We start from the raw sequence: 17,385 nt of genomic DNA on the forward strand, positions 1-17,385 counted from the left end.
GGTGCTTCCAATGCATTCAATAAAGTGATTGAAAAAGACTTGGATTCCTTGATGGATAGTACCACAAACCGTCCCGTCGCATCGGGTCGTATGGCGCCCAATACCGCTTTATTTGTAGCGAGTTCGCTCACCATTACGGGATTGGTTTTGTTGTATACCATTAATCCCAAATCGGCTATGTTTGGTGCCGTGTCTATCTTTTTATACACCAGCGTCTACACTCCTCTAAAGTCCGTTACTCCCTTAGCCGTATTTGTAGGGGCATTTCCAGGCGCCATTCCTTTTATGTTGGGCTGGGTTGCTGCAACCAACCACTTTGGTATTGAAGCGGGGACCTTGTTTTTAATCCAATTTTTTTGGCAATTTCCTCACTTTTGGGCTATTGGATGGTTTTTATTTGAAGATTACAAGAAAGCGGGTTTCTTTATGTTGCCTACAGGACAGCGTGATAATCGAACCGCCTTGCAAATTGTGTTGTATACGTTTTGGTTGATTGTAGCTTCGGTATTGCCGGCTTTTGGGTATACAGGACAACTTTTTATTAGTCCAATTGCCTCGGTTTTGGTGGTGTTGTTGGGGTTATGGATGTTGTTTTATACTTTTCAATTATACCGGTTACGTACCCCTAAAGCAGCTCGTGTACTCATGTTGGTGAGTGTGGCGTATATAACTTTGTTGCAAATCATTTACATTACGGATAAATTTTTACGTTAATATGACAGTACAAGAAGAACAAGCTCGCTCAGCCCGCTCCTACAAATTGTTGTTGATCTTCGGAATGATCAGTATCGTTATGCTTTTTGCCGGATTAACGAGTGCCATGGTAGTTAGTAAATCACGCCCGGATTGGTTGACGGATTATCAAATACCACAGTCGTTTACCATTAGCACCGTACTTATTTTGTTGTGTAGTGCAACCTTTCATTTGGCGCAACGCACCATCAAGCAAGACCAACGTAGTAAAACTTCGCTGTTTTTAGCCTTAACATTGGTTTTAGGACTGGGGTTTGTTTACTTCCAGTTTAAAGGGTTTGATGAGCTGTTTGCCCACCGTCTTTTTCCCACAGGAAAGTCAGGATCGGTTACAATTGCCTTCCTTTACATCTTGGTTTATGTGCACTTAGCCCATATGTTGGGTGGGATCTTATCCTTGTTGCTAATTATTTATAATCATTTTAAACAAAAGTACACTGCTGCTCAATATCTTGGAATTGAGCTGGGTGCGATATACTGGCACTTTTTGGATGCTTTGTGGCTCTATTTATTTTTGTTTTTGTATTTCTTTAAATAAGAAAAAAATGTAAATTTGGAAACTTTTTAACTATTACGTACTTATGGGATCGACAGTTACTACAAACAATGGTGTAGCTAATGTTTGGAATGGCGGAGGCGCCGAGCCGTTAGGAGCGAGTTATGGAAAGATGATGATGTGGTTTTTCATCCTTTCTGACGCATTAACTTTCTCTGGATTCGTTGCATCTTACGGTTTTTCAAGATTTAAATTTATCGAAACTTGGCCAATTGCGGACGAGGTGTTTACCCACTTTCCGTTCATGCACGGTGTATCTATGCCGATGTATTATGTGGCCTTCATGACTTTCGTACTTATTTTCTCTTCTGTGACTATGGTATTAGCAGTAGATGCTGGACACCAAATGAAGCAAGGTAAAGTTGCTATTTACATGTTTTTAACCATCATCGGAGGTTTAATCTTCGTGGGGTCTCAAGCATGGGAATGGAAAAACTTCATCAAGGGAGAGTACGGTGCTATCGAAACCAAAGGAGGTAGTATTCTACAGTTTGTTAATGCCGAAGGGAAGCAAATTAAATTAGAAGATTTTGCCGCAACCTTGCCTGAAGAGCGCGAGCAATTAACGCGTAGCCGAGCCACTTGGTTTATGTCTGAACCGACGTTGTCAACATACTCTGTTAATGAAGTAATTGAAGGTTTCAAAAAGAATCCAGACATTTTGATCCGTACGGAAGTAATTTATTCGGAGGAAACGGCTAAGCATTCACTTGGAGCTCACCCAACTTTAAATAAGATTAAGCACAAAACTATTTTGACACGTGAAGAGTCGTTAAAACGTATTAATGAGGCGAAAATAGTTATTGAAGGGGCTAATTTACACCGCAATGAATACGGAAGTAAATTGTTTGCTGATTTCTTCTTCTTTATTACTGGTTTCCACGGTTTCCACGTTTTCTCTGGGGTTATCATCAATATCATTATTTTCATCAACGTATTATTGGGTACCTACGAGCGTAGAAGAACTTATGAGATGGTTGAAAAAGTTGGTTTATACTGGCACTTTGTAGACTTAGTTTGGGTATTCGTATTTACTTTCTTCTATTTAGTATAATTAATTAAAAGCGAATCATGGCACACGAGCATACATCAAATACAAAACGCATCTGGGTTGTTTTCGGTATTCTTTCCATTATTACTATTGTCGAAGTATGGTTAGGGATTGAAAAACCAAAAGCATTATTCCATTCGAACTTTTTATCCATGAATTTATTGAATTGGATTTTCATTATCCTAACGCTTGTGAAGGCATACTATATTGTATGGGCATTCATGCACATGGAAGGTGAAACTAAAGCTTTGCGAAGAGCAGTAGTTTGGACAGGTATTTTCTTGATTCTCTATTTAACATTCATTCTCTTAACGGAAGGGTTCTATGTATTCACCGTGTTTAGAGATGCAACGATTAAATGGAATTTTTAACAGCATATTAATTACAGTTGAAGGTACGCAATAGCGTACCTTTTTTTTAATTTTGTAAGCAACTTGTTTAGCTCATGAAAAAGAATTTAGTGCTCTTCGTCCTTTTTGTTTTGCCCATCGTGGCCTACTTGTTCTTTGCCTCTGGTGTCAACAGTTTTGCGAAGTTGCCTACGATTACTCCTACTATTCCCGACCTTCAAGAATGGAAAACCTCAGACGGGAAATCAGTAACTTTAAACAATAAAATTACCATCTTAGGTTTTATCGGTTATGATGTCGAACACCATAAAGGCGGTTTTTTTAATTTGTATGAAAAAATTTATGCCCGTAACAAAGAGTTTAAGGACTTCCAAATGGTGATGGTCTTTCCAGAAGGTACCGAGGCTGAGGTGACCAAGTTGCAAACCAGTTTAAAGAAGTTAGGGCCTCAGCAAAATTGGTGGTTTGTTTTTGGCACCCCCGAATCGATAAAAAACTACTACAGCAAATTACAATTGATGGGTAGTCTCAATGAGAAATTAGGTACTGCCAACGTGTATATTGTAGATAAGAAACGCAATTTGAGAGGACGAAAAGGGAAAAATAAAAAAGGCGAGGAGGAATACCAAGAAGGCTACAATACGTTTAAAGTTTCCGACCTATACAACAACATGATAGATGATGTAAAAGTCATTCTCGCTGAATACCGTTTAGCCCTAAAAAAGAATAACAAAGCCAATCGAAAAATCTAGAATGAAGAATAAATCGTATATCGGGATATCGTTTATTGTTTTGATTTTCGGGATAATATTTATTCCCAAAATTGTTGATCGCATTCAAAAAGGAGAGACTGTACAAAACGATCGCATGAGTTTGTCCAATGAAATTAAAGATGAAGCAGCCAAAAAAACCTTGGTTGTGATGGGGCAAGTTCCCCAATTTTCACTTACCAATCAGGACAAAACCACGATTACTCAAGATACCTACAAAGGAAAAGTCTATGTCTTAGAATTCTTTTTCGCTAGCTGTCCTAGTATTTGCCCGGTCATGAACAAAAATATGTTGAAATTACAACAGCAGTTTGGTAAAAATCCCGATTTTGCTATTGCCTCAATCACCATAAATCCTGAAAAAGATACTGCAGATGTACTAAAAGAACATGCGCAATCCTTGGGGGTTACCATGGGAAATTGGCATTTTTTAACGGGAGATAAAGCAACTATTTTTGATTTGTCCAACAAAGGATTCAACATTTACGCAGGTGAATCTAAAGATAAAGTCAACGGTGGTTTTGAGCATTCAGGTTTGTTTGCTTTAATCGATAAAAAAGGAAATATACGATGCCGTCGGGATGCCCAAGGAAATCCTATTTTGTATTATGACGGTTTGGAAGCACCCGGCATTAAGGCTATTAGTGAAGATATACAACGCTTATTAAACGAATAATTATGGACGTTAAAACTACATTAGAAACAAAATTTAAAACACCGATTATAGTTGTTTCCATCCTTATCCCGATAGTCGTCGCGATATTGTTTTCTTTTAAGTTGAAGGACTTTGGAATCAATGTAGAACCGCTTTCTTTTTTACCACCCATTTATGCAGGAATCAATGCGGTTACTGCGGTATTGTTGGTGTGGGCGGTGATAGCGATAAAAAATGGAAATCGCAAAGCACACGAACGTTTGATGACTGCCGCGATTGCTTGCTCCGTCGTGTTTTTAGTGATGTATGTTGCCTACCACCTTACGTCTGAATCGACCAAGTTTGGCGGCGAAGGGGCCATTCGATATGTTTACTTCTTTATTCTGATAAGCCATATCGTATTGTCGGTAGCGATTATTCCTTTGGTCTTATTTACCTACGTTCGCGCCTTATCTCAACAGTTTGATCGCCACCGAAAATTGGCTAAAATCACTTTTCCGTTGTGGTTGTATGTAGCCGTAACAGGTGTTATTGTATACGTAATGATTGCTCCGTATTATGCGCATTAATCGTTTATTCCTCCTGCTTTTTCTGCTCCTATTGGCATCTCCTACAGCCATAGGTCAGTGTGCCATGTGCCGAGCGTCGCTAGAAAGTTCGGGCAATGTGGTCAAAGCCGAAGCGGTCAATGACGGTATCGTTTACCTTATGGTATTTCCGTATATTCTTGTGGCTGTGGTGGGCTATGTAGTGTACAGTATGTTTCGACGTAAAAAGGTCAAAACAATTTAATCCATCCCGTCAACGCGAACATTCATTTTTCCACTCCCATTGATGAAGGCGATGATAAAATCGTCGGTGAGTTCTATTTTATCAAAGTCTAACTCTATAATCGATCCATTCACAATAACGCCTTTCATGGGCGAATAGTTGTTAAGGTAAGGCAAAAGATTCTTTTTCCCCTCTTCCATGTTGGGTTGTATGGAGTAGCGGCATTGTGCCTGAATCTTCCGCAAAATGTACCCTTGCAACAACCAATTTGCTGTTTTGGTTAATATCCCTTTGGTGTTTAAAACATAATCCATGTCTTCAAAGTAAATTTCTTTGGAAACTGCATCATATTTGGGGATTCCACTCAAATAAATCGTCCCGTTGAGACTACCCGTCAGGTCCAAGGCAATAATCATGCGTCCGTCTTTGCCCCATAATTCGACATTTTGAACTGTGATGGCGCGTGTGCCCGACTTGAATTCTTGTCCTTTGAAGTTGGCAGTCATCACTTTTGAGGCATTGTCATAGGTTGTAATCGCGGCAATACTGACCACGGTTTTATCGCCCACAGTTCGCGCCGATTTAAATCCGATGCTTTCACGATCAATCCCTTTCTTCGGTTGCTGTCCCACCCAGGTCGTCATACCGCATTTTAATCCCAAGTTCATGGTAATTTTAGTTTTGTCCAAAACGGCATCGGTGACTAAAACTTCGTTGGGCTGCAATTTAAACCAAGCTTTATACGTTTCACTCGTGAGGATTGGATTGCTAAGGGTTTCCAACACATTCAGCACATAGGGTTTAAAATCACAGGATTTGGTGATGGCTTCATCGATTTTTAGCGCTATTTTTTTCTTAAACAACGATAATGCAGGACTAATCAGGTAGGTAATCGGAACTTTTTTCCCCGCCACAGTCATTGTTGGACTCCCTTGCCAAGTGATGTCCTCAATGATTGATTGGGTGGTTAGTTTCCAATTGGAAAGTTGCACTTGACTGCTCAGGGTAATAACGCCGTTTAAATCAAATTCTTTGGTGTCATTTAACCCCAAAAAATCAGTGCCATATTTGTAATTGACCCAAATCTTTAGGGGAAGCACCGATTTTATTTTCCCCTGGTTTTCTTGCAAGCGAATAGGTGCCGTTTTCCAAATCTTCATTTGAATGTTGTCGTCTTCTAAATTAGGGTCTTCATAGACCAACTCGGCAAGGGTTTTATTCAGTTGTTTTTCTATTTCTGTAAGTGTGATCTCCAGAGGCATGCTCACCATGGAACTCGTTGTTTTATGGGCAAAGTCGGGATTGTTGCTTCGAACGGGTTTTTCGGCCATAATTTTTTGAGGGCCCGAGCATGAGGCGGTGATAAGACTTAAAAAAAGCGTCAAAAAGAGGCAATGTAGTTTCATGAAAAACGAAATTAATTTGGATGTGAATGTAACAAAAAAAGCGGAATGACGTCTGATAAGCAAACAAAATTGGATAGGAATTAAAGCAGTACTTCTACTTTTGCTGTTCCAAGAAATCTACAGAGGTTTATGAATAAATGGATTTTAAATACTGGGCTTTGGGTGTTTTTGTGTTGCGCCTTTGAAGGGTGGGGTCAAACCAAAACTTGGACGCTTCGAGAGTGTGTTGATTATGCACTGAAAAATAACATCTCTATCAAACAGTCAGAACTGGATTTACAAAATGGACGTGTCGCAAAAAAAGACGCTATAGGTAATTTTTTACCTACTTTAAATGCCAGTGCCTCCCATTCGTGGAATATTGGTTTGAACCAGAACATTACAACGGGTTTGTTGGAAAATCAAACCATTCAGTTTACATCGGCTGGACTTAATTCAAGTGTGGCGATTTACAACGGATTGCAAAACATGAACCAATTGAAGCGCGCCCGATTAACAATTTTGGCCGCACAATATCAGTTGAATAAAATGCAGGACGATGTAGCATTGAACGTCGCCAATTCGTATCTGCAAATTCTTTTTAATAAAGAAAATTTAAAAGTACAACAAGAGCAATTGGCCAATGATGAAAAACAGTTGTTGCGCACGAGTGAAATGGTAAAATCAGGCATGATTCCACGCGGCGACTTGCTCGATGCAGAAGCCACGGTGGCTGCCGACCGCCAAAGGGTAATTGCAGCACAAAACACTTTGTTTTTATCCAAATTAAGTTTGGCACAATTGCTTCAATTGGACGATTTTCGCAATTTTGATATTGCAGAAGCCAACTATGAGCCGTCGTTGAGTCCTACGCTCGCAGAAAGTCCCGAAACCATTGTCAAAAAAGCTTTGGGGGAACGCGTGGAATTAAAAATTGCACGTACCAATTTAGAGGCAGCCGAGCGTGATTTGAAGATATCCAAAGGGGCCTTGCAACCCAGCGTCAACGGATTTTATAGTTTTAGTACCCGTGCCTCCAATCAACGACGTATTTCCAGTTTTATAGTCGATCCCAACAATCCTACAAATACCATCGGATTTTTACCCAGTACTGGAGAGGCGGTAGTGGCTCCCAATTTTATTCCAATTCAAGGAAATCCATTACCCTATTTTGATCAATTTAGTCAGTTTAAAGGGAATAGTCTTGGGGTTCAATTGACGATTCCTATTTTAAATGGATTTCGGTCTTCTAATGCAGTAACTAGAGCACGAATCGCATTGGAACGGGCACGAACCAATGAAAAACAAACGGCCCTCGATTTGGAGCGAACCGTTTATACAGCGATCACTGATGCTAAAGGTGCTTTACAGGCCTATGAATCGGCGCAAACGGCCCTTAATGCACGAAAATTGGCCTTCGAATATGCGAAAGAGCGCTTCAATGTTGGACTTTCTAATAGTTTTGAGTTGAGTCAAGCTCAAACCTTGTACACTAACGCGCAGTCAGATTTGGTACGCACCAAGTATGACTATATTTTTAAAGTTAAAGTTGTCGAATTTTATTTTGGAATTCCCATCGTGGAGAAATTATAATAATCATGAGTAGAAAAAAAATCTTTTTGTGGGGTGGTATTATCTTAGGAGTAATCATTGTATTAATGGTGTTGTCCTCTAAAGGTGTTTTTGGAAGCCGCGAAGAATTAAAGGAAGTGGAAGTAGCCAAAGTTGATGAAATAACAATTATCGAAACCGTCTCGGCTACTGGAAAAATACAACCTGAAATTGAAGTGAAAGTGTCTTCTCAAGTGTCAGGAGAAATTATTGCTTTACCCGTAAAAGAGGGGCAAATTGTAAAAAAAGGAGATCTATTGGTCAAAATTAACCCCGACATTTATACCTCTGGGTTAAACCGTACCGTTTCTAATTATGCAGGAACCAAAGCAGGATTGTCGCAGGCTGATGCCTCTTTCAAAGAAGCGCAAGCCAGTTATGAACGCAGCAAATCCTTGTTTGAAAAAGGAATAATTTCTCGTGCGGATTGGGATAAAGCCATTGCAGCCTTTGAAGTAGCCAAAGCCAACAAACAATCGGCGTATTATAATGTGCAGAGTGCCAATGCTTCGGTTGTGGAAGCCAAAGATAATTTGGGCCGTACCACCATCTATGCCCCAGCCGATGGAACTATTTCAGTACTCAATGTTGAGTTGGGGGAAAAGATTTTGGGAACCCAACAAATGGCAGGAACCGAGTTGCTTCGCGTGGCCAATCTAAACAATATGGAGGTTGAAGTCGATGTTAATGAAAATGACATTGTTAAAGTCAACATCGGGGATGAAACCAATATCCAAGTCGATGCGTATTTGAAAAAAGAATTCAAAGGTGTAGTGACGAGTATATCAAACTCAGCCAGCACCGGGACTACCGCCGATCAGGTGACTAATTTCAAGGTAAAGGTTCGCATCCTTAAAGAATCTTATCAAGACTTGTTAGAGGGCAAACCCGCTACGTATTCGCCTTTTCGCCCCGGAATGACAGCTACCGTTGATATCATTACCAAGCGTAAAGAAAAAATCATAGGCGTACCGATTAGTGCCGTTGTGGTAAAATCAGATACGTTGCCCAAATCTATTTTGGATGTTCCCGAAGATGATGAAGCTGCTAAAACAGAAAAGGTAAAGTCTAAGTCCGATAAAAAACTGGAATGCGTTTTCGTTAAGGTAAAAGATAAAGCGCGAATCCGAGTGGTGAAAACGGGCATACAAGACGATACCAATATCGAAATTCTTACGGGACTCAAAAAAGGCGATGAAGTGATTATCGGACCCTACAATACCGTTTCCAAGGATTTGAATTCGGGTGATAAAGTTAAACAAAAATCAAAAGTCTAATTCCTCATGGCCTTATTGTTGTGTTTGGAAACCGCTACACGAAATTGCTCGGTAGCTTTAGCGCGGGAAGGCCAAGTGATTTCTTTACGCGAAAAGGCAGAAGAAGGCTATACGCATGCTGAAAAGCTCCATGTATTTATTGAAGAAGTACTTCAGGAAGCAGGTGTTTTGGCGTCTGAATTGGATGCCGTTGCCGTGAGTAAAGGCCCTGGGTCGTATACCGGACTTCGTATCGGTGTTTCGGCAGCCAAAGGACTGTGTTACGCCTTGCAAATTCCATTGATAAGCGTTTCTACTTTACAAATTCTCGCTCATGCGACTCCCGTAAATGAAGGGTATATTATTCCTCTTATCGATGCGCGTCGAATGGAAGTATATACAGCGGTTTTTGATGCCTATGGGAAACCGTTAAGTGCTGTGGAAGCGATGATATTAAATGAAACGTCCTTTGAAGCATGGCAAGGCCCTTGTACGTTTGTTGGCGATTGTATGCCCAAAGCCAAAACCGTACTTACCCACCCGCGTTTTCAATTTTTGGAATCCGTTATATTTCCTTCTGCACAAACGATGGCCAAACTCGCTGAAACCCTTTATCAAGAAAAGCAGTTTGAAGATGTGGCGTATTTTGAACCTTTTTACCTCAAAAATTTCATGGTAAATCCTTAAGCTGGATTTTCACGAACAAAAGGCTGAATCGTAATGTTTTGCGCATCAAAAGCCGCCTTACATTGCTCTAGGATATCGGAACACACTTCCCCAAAATCATCATTAAGGGTCCAAGGACGAATTCCTAAGTGTATTGCACTATCCGATAAATCTTTAACAATCACTTCTGGCGCTGGATCTTTAAGCACTTTTGGATGGTTTTGCATGACTTGTAAAACGGTTTCTTTGGCTGCTTTGATGTTGGTTTCATACGAAAGCGAAAACACTAAGTCGGCTCTCCTTTTTCCAGCAATCGAAAAATTAGTGATAATCCCGTTGGATAAAATCCCATTGGGAATCATGATGGTTTGGTTGTTCCCCGAAATAAGTTTGGTAACAAATATTTGTATTTCGGTAACCATGCCACTCACGCCTTGCGCTTCAATCACATCGCCAACGCGAAAGGGTTTAAATAGAATAATCAAAACGCCCCCTGCTAAATTGGCCAATGACCCTTGAAGAGACATTCCAATAGCTAAGCCTGCTGCCCCTAGAATGGCAACAAATGAGGTAGTTTCAATACCTAAGCGGGAAATAAAGGTTACAAAAAGCAAAGCCCGCAGTCCCCACAGCAGGCAACTCGATAGAAACTCAGCCAAAGTGACTTCCATTTCTTTTCGGGCCATGATTTTTTTGGCCAAACGGGTTATAAAACGAATCGCATAGAGTCCTAAAACCAATACAACTAAGGACGAAACTAGGCGAGGGGCATAGTCAATCAATACGTTGTAAAATTCAATAGAGTAATCTTTTACAGATGAAACATAAAGTGCTCCCACTGTACGCATGGTATTAAATATTTTTTAGGTTGATAATCTCCTGTTCGGTAAGTGGACGGAAAAATCCACGGGGTAAGTTCTTTTTTGTCAATCCTGCAAACGAAACGCGATCAACTTTGAGTACATCGTATTTTAATGCTTCAAAAAGTGCGCGCACCACTTTAACATTGGCGGTACGGAGTTGAATGCCGATTTCAGTTTTGGGGTGGTTATCTATATAACTAATCTCATCCACGTGCACGCGGTGGCCTTCCAAGGTAATTCCTTTAGCAATTGATTCTAAATCTTCATATTTTAGGTTACGGTCCAAGCTCACTTGGTAAATTTTAGTCGCTTTGGGTTGGGGTTTAGAAAATTTTAATATAATATCACTATCATTGGTCAACAGCAATAAACCCGTCGTGTTTTTGTCCATGCGTCCCACAGGTTGTAATTTAGCGCGAGACACTCCTTTTAAAAGTTCCAAAACATTGCGTGAGTTTGCGCTTTCATCCCCTGAGGTCGTGAAGTTTTTGGGTTTATTGATAAGGTAATATTCTTTTTTTTCTGGGCTAACTTCAGTGCCATCAAAATTAACAACATCCCCTGGTTTTACTTTGTACCCCATTTCAGTAATTACTTCCCCATTCACTTTTACATTTCCAGAGCGAATGTAAATATCGGCATCTCTACGGGAGCAAATCCCAGAGTTGGCAATGTATCGGTTTAAGCGAATCTCATCGGTATTGCTTTTGGGAGCTGGTGCTGCTTTTTTGGGTGCAGCTGTTTTTCGTGGGGGTTTGGATTCCCGATTAAATTTTGAATTTGAGGTCGGTTTTTTACCAGATCGGTTGGAATTCGAACGTTGCATGCACTTACTTTTTGGCAAAGATACTTCTTTTCCCGCGTTGTAAGGGTACGGATTAAAAATCAGTAGGTATTACAGGGTATTTATGGTTCAAAATAGCCTCTAGCACTTGTGGTTGGATATTGGTAAAAAAACGCTGTGACGAAGGTTTAGAAGGATTTCTTAAGCCCACGGATTCTTCCAAAACCCGTTGCGTTTGACGCGCTACAGCCTCACCCGAATCGATAATGGTGATGTGCTGGGGTAAAATCTTTTGTATTTGTGGAATTAAATATGGGTAATGGCTGCATCCTAAAACTAAGTAGTCGATGTTGGCAGCTATCATCGGACGTAAATATTGATGTAAAAGGGCTTCCATCGCTGGACTATCGATTTGACCATTTTCAATAAGTTCTACCAAACCGTGCCCAATTTGCTCCACAAAAACCACATCTTGGTACTGTTGCATGCTTTGGTGAAATAAAGCGCTGTTTAAGGTGCCTTGTGTGGCTAGAATTCCAATTTTATGGGTTTGTGAATGCAACGCTGCAGGTTTAATGGCGGGTTCAATTCCGATAAAAGGAACGCTATAGCTCGCGCGTAATTCCTGAATCGCGTTGGTGGTCGCAGTATTGCAAGCGACGACAATGATTTTACATTGGTGGTCCAATAAAAATTCGGTGTTCTTGCGACTTAAAGCGATGATTTCAGCTTTGGATTTAATCCCGTAAGGAGCGTTTTTGCTGTCGGCGAGATATAGCGTGTCTTCGTGTGGTAAAAGCTGGTGAATGGCGTTCCAAATGGATGTTCCTCCAATTCCCGAATCAAAAAGGCCGATAGGTTGATTATTCTCCATACACAAAGGTATAAAAAAACCCGAAGGGTTATCTTCGGGTGGTAGGGTGAAGGGTTTCGATTAAAATCCTAAATCTTTTTTTACGTCAGCGGTAATGTCTGGACCGTCTGCCAAAAGTAAGCTGGATACATCCATAACATATTGGTATCCTTTTGCTTTTCCAACTTTAGAAATAGAAGCTTTAATTTTGTCCACCAATGGTTTCATTAATTCGCCTTCTTTTTTTTGTAAGTCGTTTTGAGCATTTTCTTGGAAATCGCTGATACGTTTTCCCATATCTTGCATCTCTTGTTGACGTGTTTGGTTAACCGCATCGGATACGGTAGCCACTTCCGCTTCATATTTTTTTGCTTTCGCTTGGTACTCCTCTACTAAAGTTTTGTATTCTTTACTGTAGTTTTCGCCCAATTTTTCCAATTGTTTACGTGCTTCGATCATGGCAGGCATTTTCGACGTAATATCATTGACATCCACATGAGCGGTTTTGGCCTGTGCTTGAGCAGTTTGCATTCCTAATAGAGCGACTACGGCTAAAAGGGCATTTTTGAATAGTTTCATCATTTTTTAATTTAATTTAGTGAACAATTTTATTTTAAGGTTTTGTAGTTTTAACACTATCTTTCGCTTTTTTGGCGGCTTCACGTGCTTCTAACTGTTGTTTGCGTTTTTCTTCGGCTGCTTTTTTACGCTCATCAATAATTCTTTTGCGCTCTTCTAATGATTTGTTGCGTGCTTCATCGCGTTTTTCTTTTTCAGCGGCAGCGGCTTCAGTTTTTTCTTCTTTTTTCTGAGCGGCATTCGTATCTTGAGCAGCAGTTGGTTTGGCAGTATCAGAAACTGTGCCAGTTTTTTTATTGTTTTTTTCTTCTAGTTGTTGTTTGCGTTTTTCATCCGCTTCTTTTTTGCGGGCTTCTGCGGCTGCTTTTTTGTCTTCAATCAATTTTAGACGTGCTGCTTTCCGTTCTTCCATTTGTTTCTGACGCTCCGTCATTTCAGGATTGTCGGCCATCATGTCTTCCAGTTTTTCTTTGGCTTCCTCTTCTTTGAGTTGCTTTTTGGACATTTGTTGGCGACGCTCAGCACGGGTCAAAACACTAATAACGCGGTCACTGAGGTCGTGTTTTTTGGCTGCAAAAAGCATTGTTAAGTCTGAAGATTTGTCAAATACATAATCGTATTTTCGGGCTTCCGCCAAATCCTGCACGGCATTAAAAACTTGATCTTGGATGGGTTTTACCAAGGTAGCTTTTTGAACGATTAAATCTCCGTTGGGGCCAAAACGTTTTTGTTGGTAATCGATTAACTCTTTTTCTTGAAAAGCAATTTCTTCCTCACGCTCTTCAATTAGCTCTTTGGTCAATAAAACGCGCTCTGTTTTTAAGGCTTCTTTCAGCTTTGCAATATCATTTTTTTTGGTTTCAATTTCTTGCTTCCACTTTTCTGCTTTTTGTTCTAATTGATTTTTTGCTTCCGCATAGGAAGGGACTTTGTCTAAGATATATTCCATATCAATATAGCCCACTTTGATCCCACGGGATTGTGCTGAAATGAGTTGTGTGGCGGATAAAAGCACCCAAAAAAGAAGCGAAAATTGTTTTTTCATAACCGTTTGTGTTAGCATAGCCTAAGCAAATATACTAAAATTGTTGTCCAATAATAAAATGGGTCTGCCAACCTCCTTTTTGTGTGGTTCCTGGAATAAAATCGAATCCTTGGGCAAAGTCAATTCCCAACAATCCAAAGGCAGGCATAAACACACGAATACCGAAACCGGCTGACCGTTGTATAGCAAACGGATTAAAGCTTCTAAAATTGTTGAATGAGGCTCCTCCCTCTAAAAAAGTAAGTGCATAAATGGATGCAGCGGCTTTTAAAGTGATTGGATAGCGTAATTCCAACGTGAATTTGTTGTAAATACTTCCCCCAACATTGGACGATAGTGATTGGTTGGGATACCCACGTAGTTGAATAATTTCACGACCATCCAAAGCAAAGTTGGCCAAACCGTCACCTCCAACGAAGAAACGTTCAAAAGGAACAACCCCGCGTTCTTGGTTGTAAGCCCCCAAGAAACCAAACTCGGTTAAACTGCGTAACACCAAGTTTCCTTGAAGTTTGGTATAGGCATCGGCTTTGAATTTAATCTTATAGTACTCCAGCCAGTTGAAACGCTCCTGGTCTACTTTGGCTTGATCGACATCCGCTTCTTGGAAGGTATCTACTCGCGTATATAATCCTGTATTTGGGTTTTGAGTTACAAAGTCACCTACGGCGGGTAATACATTTACATTTGGATCTGCCGTCATTGTATTGGGGTCAAATTGTTTTTTGTATTCCGCTTGATTCGGAAGTTCTCCATAATCCACTCCATTCCATAAAGAATACGGAGGTGAAAACTTAGCATTAATACTAAATTCTGCCCCACGGATTGGGTAAATTGGGTTGATCGCTTTATTGTTTCGGGTGAGACCAACACTGAAACCAAAGTTTCTAGAGGTTCCGTTTCCAAAGGTAAAAAGTCCCGTATTGTAATTATTTAAGTTATAATATTGGAAACTTAAATTACCAGAGAGAATAAAAAAATCATCGGGAATGGTAAGTCGTTTTGCCAAACCAATAGTTAACGAGGTGATATCAAAACTTCGCGAGCGGTCAATACTATTAAATGACCCCGAGAAAAGGTATTGTTTACTTTGTGAAACGGAGGCCGAGAAACTTACCGGTTTTTTTCCACCAAACCAAGGTTCAGAGAATGAAAAACTGTAGGTTCTAAAGAAGGTACTTGCTTGTAAACGTAGGGCTAATTTTTGCCCGTCACCCATGGGCAAGGGTTTGTAAGCCGACTTCTTGAAAATATTGGCAATCGAGAAGTTGTTGAATGACAGTCCTAGGGTTCCAATGAATCCACCGCCACCATAACCCCCTTGGAGTTCAATCTGACTTGATCCACGTTCGACCAAATTATATTCAATGTCGACCGTTCCTGCAGTGGGGTCAACGTTTTTGAATTTTGGGTCGATGGCTTCTGGGTCAAAGAATCCCAATTGTCCAATTTCACGAACCGTTCGAACTAAATCTTCTTTACTGTATTTTTCCCCTGGTTTCGTACGCAATTCACGGTAAATTACTTTATCATTTGTTTTGTCATTACCAACAACCGTGATTTTGTTGAAATACGCTATGGGTCCTTCGACTACGCGAATTTCAAAGTCAATGGAGTCTTTTTCCGTTTTTACCTCTACAGCATTAATGGTAGAAAAGAGGTATCCGTTGTTTTGGTATAAGTTGGTAATATCATCACCGTCAGGTTTGCTTTTATCGGAAATGCGTTTTTCCAATTGCACGCCGTTATAGGTATCGCCTTTTTTGATACCCAGCATACCTGCCAGGGCTTGGTCAGAATAGACGGAATTTCCTAAGAATTTAATATTTCCAAAATAGTATTTACGTCCTTCTTCGACTCTAATTTTTAAGGCAAGCTTTTGTTTTTTGGTATCCAACCATACGGAATCCGAAACAATGCGCGCATCACGGTATCCTTTTTCTTTGTATTTTTCTACAATAGATACCAAATCTTCATTGAATTTGCTGCGAATAAATTTAGAGGCTTTGAAAATACGGATAGGGTTTTGTTGCTTGGTGCCTTTCATGATTTTGCGCAACTTTTTGTCTGAAAACTTTTCGTTTCCTTCAAAAGTGATTCGACTAATCTTGATTTTATCTCCTTTGTCAATACCCACAATCATATTCACTTGATTGATTGTAGAATCAACGGGAGAAGTCTTCACAGACACCTTGGCGTTGAAGTATCCTTCTTTTTTATATTTGTTTTCGAGGTAGTTGCGTGTCGTTGTAATCAAGTTCTCATTGACAATTTTTCCTTTGGTCAACGCATTTTCTTTGATTAAGTCTTCGATTTTGTTTTTCTTAACGCCGTTTATTCGAACGTCATTTAGTTTCGGTAGTTCTGTAATATTCAATTCCAAATCGATCGTATCACCCCGAATTTCGCTAGCATAAAAATCGATATCACTAAAAAGACCAAGTTTCCCTAGTTTTTTAATGGCATTACTAATTTGTTCCCCGGGCACTGTAATTTCTTGTCCTTTTTCTAAACCAGCAAAGGTTACCACTGTAAGTTCGTTGTAACTAATTTTCCCGGTAACATTAACTTTTCCTAAAATGTATTTTTTTCCTTGGTCAAATGGAATTCGTTCGGTGTTCTGTGCATTAAGGGATTGAATCACTCCTAATAGTAGGATAGCGGTCCATAATAAGTAGCTATTTTTCATATTAGGAAAGGTTAATCTGTTCGCTGGTTTTTCCAAATCTGCGTTCTCTTTTTTGATAATTGATAATGGCTTCATACAAATGCTCGTCCGTGAAGTCAGGCCACATTACATCGGTAAAAAACAACTCTGCGTAAGCAATTTGCCACAACAAGAAATTACTGATTCTGTGCTCGCCGCTGGTTCTAATTAATAAGTCAACATCGGGCAAATCATGGGTGTAAAGATGTTGATTAATTATGGATTCGTCAATAGCCTCAATTGAAATTATACTATTTTTAACTTTGTCGCTGATGTTTTTAACAACTTGAATTAACTCCTCTCGAGAGCCGTAACTTAGGGCTAAAGTGAGGGTCATGTGGTGGTTGTTTTTGGTTTTATCCATCACTTCCATTAACTCACTGCGCGTCCCTTTGGGCAGTAAATCAAGGCATCCGACCGCATTGAGTCGAATATTGTTGGATTGTAAAGTTTTGAGTTCGGTTTTTAGCGATTTAACTAAAAGTTTCATTAACGTTTCAACTTCAATTTTGGGGCGGTTCCAATTTTCGGTTGAAAAAGCATACAACGTGAGGTTTTGTATCCCCAAGCGCGCACAGGTTTCAACGGTAGTCTTTACCGATTTGGTGCCGCGCTCATGGCCAAAAGTGCGCAACATACCTTGTTTTTTAGCCCATCTTCCGTTGCCGTCCATAATGATGGCAATGTGCTTGGGGAGATTATCGGTATTTACGTGTTGTAGTAAACTCAT

Annotated in this window: 19 protein-coding genes; 11 read left to right on the forward strand and 8 right to left on the reverse strand. The window is 40.1% G+C overall.

Annotated elements, in window-relative coordinates:
* The 8 genes from cyoE to ABWO12_RS02385 form a co-directional block, all read left to right on the forward strand.
* Positions 1–714 (forward strand): heme o synthase (cyoE, locus tag ABWO12_RS02350; RefSeq protein WP_353086880.1); only part of this gene is annotated, 714 nt, incomplete at its 5' end.
* 1 nt (position 715) lies between these two features.
* Complete coding sequence (locus ABWO12_RS02355; protein ID WP_353086882.1) at positions 716–1,291, forward strand: cytochrome c oxidase subunit 3; 576 nt, start codon at positions 716–718, stop codon at positions 1,289–1,291.
* A gap of 43 nt (positions 1,292–1,334) precedes the next feature.
* On the forward strand, positions 1,335–2,363 hold the full coding sequence (locus ABWO12_RS02360) for a cytochrome c oxidase subunit 3 (protein WP_353086884.1): 1,029 nt from the start codon (positions 1,335–1,337) through the stop codon (positions 2,361–2,363).
* A 17-nt stretch (positions 2,364–2,380) separates the two neighbouring features.
* Positions 2,381–2,731 carry a cytochrome C oxidase subunit IV family protein gene (locus ABWO12_RS02365; RefSeq protein WP_353086886.1) on the forward strand — a complete coding sequence of 117 codons (351 nt, stop codon included), beginning with the start codon at positions 2,381–2,383 and terminating at the stop codon, positions 2,729–2,731.
* 74 nt (positions 2,732–2,805) lie between these two features.
* Positions 2,806–3,462, forward strand: a complete 657-nt coding sequence (locus ABWO12_RS02370; RefSeq protein ID WP_353086887.1) for a hypothetical protein — start codon at positions 2,806–2,808, stop codon at positions 3,460–3,462.
* A gap of 1 nt (position 3,463) precedes the next feature.
* On the forward strand, positions 3,464–4,156 hold the full coding sequence (locus tag ABWO12_RS02375; protein ID WP_353086889.1) for an SCO family protein: 693 nt from the start codon (positions 3,464–3,466) through the stop codon (positions 4,154–4,156).
* Positions 4,157–4,158: 2 nt separating this feature from the next.
* On the forward strand, positions 4,159–4,704 hold the full coding sequence (locus ABWO12_RS02380) for a DUF420 domain-containing protein (RefSeq protein ID WP_353086891.1): 546 nt from the start codon (positions 4,159–4,161) through the stop codon (positions 4,702–4,704).
* The gene (locus ABWO12_RS02385; protein WP_353086892.1) at positions 4,694–4,927 is read left to right on the forward strand and encodes a CAMCR motif-containing small membrane protein; all 234 of its coding nucleotides are present in this window, start codon (positions 4,694–4,696) and stop codon (positions 4,925–4,927) included. The genes ABWO12_RS02380 and ABWO12_RS02385 overlap by 11 nt, the downstream gene beginning before the upstream one ends.
* Here the strand turns inward: ABWO12_RS02385 and ABWO12_RS02390 are convergent.
* Entirely contained in the window at positions 4,924–6,312 is a 1,389-nt protein-coding gene (locus ABWO12_RS02390) for a DUF4403 family protein (RefSeq protein ID WP_353086894.1), read from the reverse strand. The two genes, ABWO12_RS02385 and ABWO12_RS02390, sit on opposite strands and share 4 nt — an antisense overlap.
* Before the next feature lie 129 nt (positions 6,313–6,441).
* Between ABWO12_RS02390 and ABWO12_RS02395 the strand changes: the two genes are divergently transcribed.
* Genes ABWO12_RS02395 through tsaB form a run of 3 tightly spaced genes read left to right on the forward strand, consistent with a single transcriptional unit; the run spans position 6,442 to position 9,845 of the window.
* Complete coding sequence (locus ABWO12_RS02395; RefSeq protein WP_353086895.1) at positions 6,442–7,884, forward strand: TolC family protein; 1,443 nt, start codon at positions 6,442–6,444, stop codon at positions 7,882–7,884.
* A gap of 5 nt (positions 7,885–7,889) precedes the next feature.
* Positions 7,890–9,179, forward strand: a complete 1,290-nt coding sequence (locus tag ABWO12_RS02400; RefSeq protein ID WP_353086897.1) for an efflux RND transporter periplasmic adaptor subunit — start codon at positions 7,890–7,892, stop codon at positions 9,177–9,179.
* Between the two features lie 6 nt (positions 9,180–9,185).
* Positions 9,186–9,845, forward strand: a complete 660-nt coding sequence (gene tsaB / locus ABWO12_RS02405) for a tRNA (adenosine(37)-N6)-threonylcarbamoyltransferase complex dimerization subunit type 1 TsaB (protein WP_353086899.1) — start codon at positions 9,186–9,188, stop codon at positions 9,843–9,845.
* On the opposite strand, the gene ABWO12_RS02410 is transcribed toward tsaB, so the two are convergent.
* The 7 genes from ABWO12_RS02410 to uppS are packed head-to-tail and all read right to left on the reverse strand — an operon-like array spanning position 9,842 to position 17,385.
* Positions 9,842–10,672: a mechanosensitive ion channel family protein gene (locus ABWO12_RS02410; RefSeq protein ID WP_353086901.1), complete on the reverse strand. Its 831-nt coding sequence runs from the start codon at positions 10,670–10,672 to the stop codon at positions 9,842–9,844. The two genes, tsaB and ABWO12_RS02410, sit on opposite strands and share 4 nt — an antisense overlap.
* 4 nt (positions 10,673–10,676) lie before the next feature.
* Positions 10,677–11,513: a pseudouridine synthase gene (locus ABWO12_RS02415; RefSeq protein WP_353086903.1), complete on the reverse strand. Its 837-nt coding sequence runs from the start codon at positions 11,511–11,513 to the stop codon at positions 10,677–10,679.
* Positions 11,514–11,565: 52 nt separating this feature from the next.
* Positions 11,566–12,345, reverse strand: a complete 780-nt coding sequence (murI, locus tag ABWO12_RS02420) for a glutamate racemase (protein ID WP_353086905.1) — start codon at positions 12,343–12,345, stop codon at positions 11,566–11,568.
* A 60-nt stretch (positions 12,346–12,405) separates the two neighbouring features.
* A complete protein-coding gene (locus ABWO12_RS02425; protein ID WP_353086992.1) occupies positions 12,406–12,903 on the reverse strand; it encodes an OmpH/Skp family outer membrane protein in 498 nt (165 codons plus the stop codon).
* Positions 12,904–12,937: 34 nt separating this feature from the next.
* Positions 12,938–13,948: an OmpH/Skp family outer membrane protein gene (locus tag ABWO12_RS02430; protein ID WP_353086907.1), complete on the reverse strand. Its 1,011-nt coding sequence runs from the start codon at positions 13,946–13,948 to the stop codon at positions 12,938–12,940.
* 34 nt (positions 13,949–13,982) lie between these two features.
* On the reverse strand, positions 13,983–16,712 hold the full coding sequence (gene bamA, locus ABWO12_RS02435) for an outer membrane protein assembly factor BamA (protein ID WP_353086908.1): 2,730 nt from the start codon (positions 16,710–16,712) through the stop codon (positions 13,983–13,985).
* Positions 16,639–17,385 (reverse strand): undecaprenyl pyrophosphate synthase, encoded by a 747-nt coding sequence (gene uppS / locus ABWO12_RS02440; RefSeq protein WP_353086910.1) that lies wholly within the window; start codon positions 17,383–17,385, stop codon positions 16,639–16,641. Before uppS ends, bamA begins: the two co-directional genes overlap by 74 nt.

Source organism: Flavobacterium sp. (genome assembly GCF_040379285.1).
Taxonomy (GTDB): Bacteria; Bacteroidota; Bacteroidia; order Flavobacteriales; family Flavobacteriaceae; genus Flavobacterium.

What these genes read in the sequence shown, in the direction of transcription:
- ABWO12_RS02355 (WP_353086882.1), top strand. Translation starts at nt 716, where the DNA reads ATGACAGTACAAGAAGAACAAGCTCGCTCAGCCCGCTCCTACAAATTG.
- ABWO12_RS02360 (WP_353086884.1), top strand. Translation starts at nt 1,335, where the DNA reads ATGGGATCGACAGTTACTACAAACAATGGTGTAGCTAATGTTTGGAAT.
- ABWO12_RS02365 (WP_353086886.1), top strand. Translation starts at nt 2,381, where the DNA reads ATGGCACACGAGCATACATCAAATACAAAACGCATCTGGGTTGTTTTC.
- ABWO12_RS02370 (WP_353086887.1), top strand. Translation starts at nt 2,806, where the DNA reads ATGAAAAAGAATTTAGTGCTCTTCGTCCTTTTTGTTTTGCCCATCGTG.
- ABWO12_RS02375 (WP_353086889.1), top strand. Translation starts at nt 3,464, where the DNA reads ATGAAGAATAAATCGTATATCGGGATATCGTTTATTGTTTTGATTTTC.
- ABWO12_RS02380 (WP_353086891.1), top strand. Translation starts at nt 4,159, where the DNA reads ATGGACGTTAAAACTACATTAGAAACAAAATTTAAAACACCGATTATA.
- ABWO12_RS02385 (WP_353086892.1), top strand. Translation starts at nt 4,694, where the DNA reads ATGCGCATTAATCGTTTATTCCTCCTGCTTTTTCTGCTCCTATTGGCA.
- ABWO12_RS02390 (WP_353086894.1), bottom strand. Translation starts at nt 6,312, where the DNA reads ATGAAACTACATTGCCTCTTTTTGACGCTTTTTTTAAGTCTTATCACC.
- ABWO12_RS02395 (WP_353086895.1), top strand. Translation starts at nt 6,442, where the DNA reads ATGAATAAATGGATTTTAAATACTGGGCTTTGGGTGTTTTTGTGTTGC.
- ABWO12_RS02400 (WP_353086897.1), top strand. Translation starts at nt 7,890, where the DNA reads ATGAGTAGAAAAAAAATCTTTTTGTGGGGTGGTATTATCTTAGGAGTA.
- tsaB (WP_353086899.1), top strand. Translation starts at nt 9,186, where the DNA reads ATGGCCTTATTGTTGTGTTTGGAAACCGCTACACGAAATTGCTCGGTA.
- ABWO12_RS02410 (WP_353086901.1), bottom strand. Translation starts at nt 10,672, where the DNA reads ATGCGTACAGTGGGAGCACTTTATGTTTCATCTGTAAAAGATTACTCT.
- ABWO12_RS02415 (WP_353086903.1), bottom strand. Translation starts at nt 11,513, where the DNA reads ATGCAACGTTCGAATTCCAACCGATCTGGTAAAAAACCGACCTCAAAT.
- murI (WP_353086905.1), bottom strand. Translation starts at nt 12,345, where the DNA reads ATGGAGAATAATCAACCTATCGGCCTTTTTGATTCGGGAATTGGAGGA.
- ABWO12_RS02425 (WP_353086992.1), bottom strand. Translation starts at nt 12,903, where the DNA reads ATGAAACTATTCAAAAATGCCCTTTTAGCCGTAGTCGCTCTATTAGGA.
- ABWO12_RS02430 (WP_353086907.1), bottom strand. Translation starts at nt 13,948, where the DNA reads ATGAAAAAACAATTTTCGCTTCTTTTTTGGGTGCTTTTATCCGCCACA.
- bamA (WP_353086908.1), bottom strand. Translation starts at nt 16,712, where the DNA reads ATGAAGCCATTATCAATTATCAAAAAAGAGAACGCAGATTTGGAAAAA.
- uppS (WP_353086910.1), bottom strand. Translation starts at nt 17,385, where the DNA reads ATGAGTTTACTACAACACGTAAATACCGATAATCTCCCCAAGCACATT.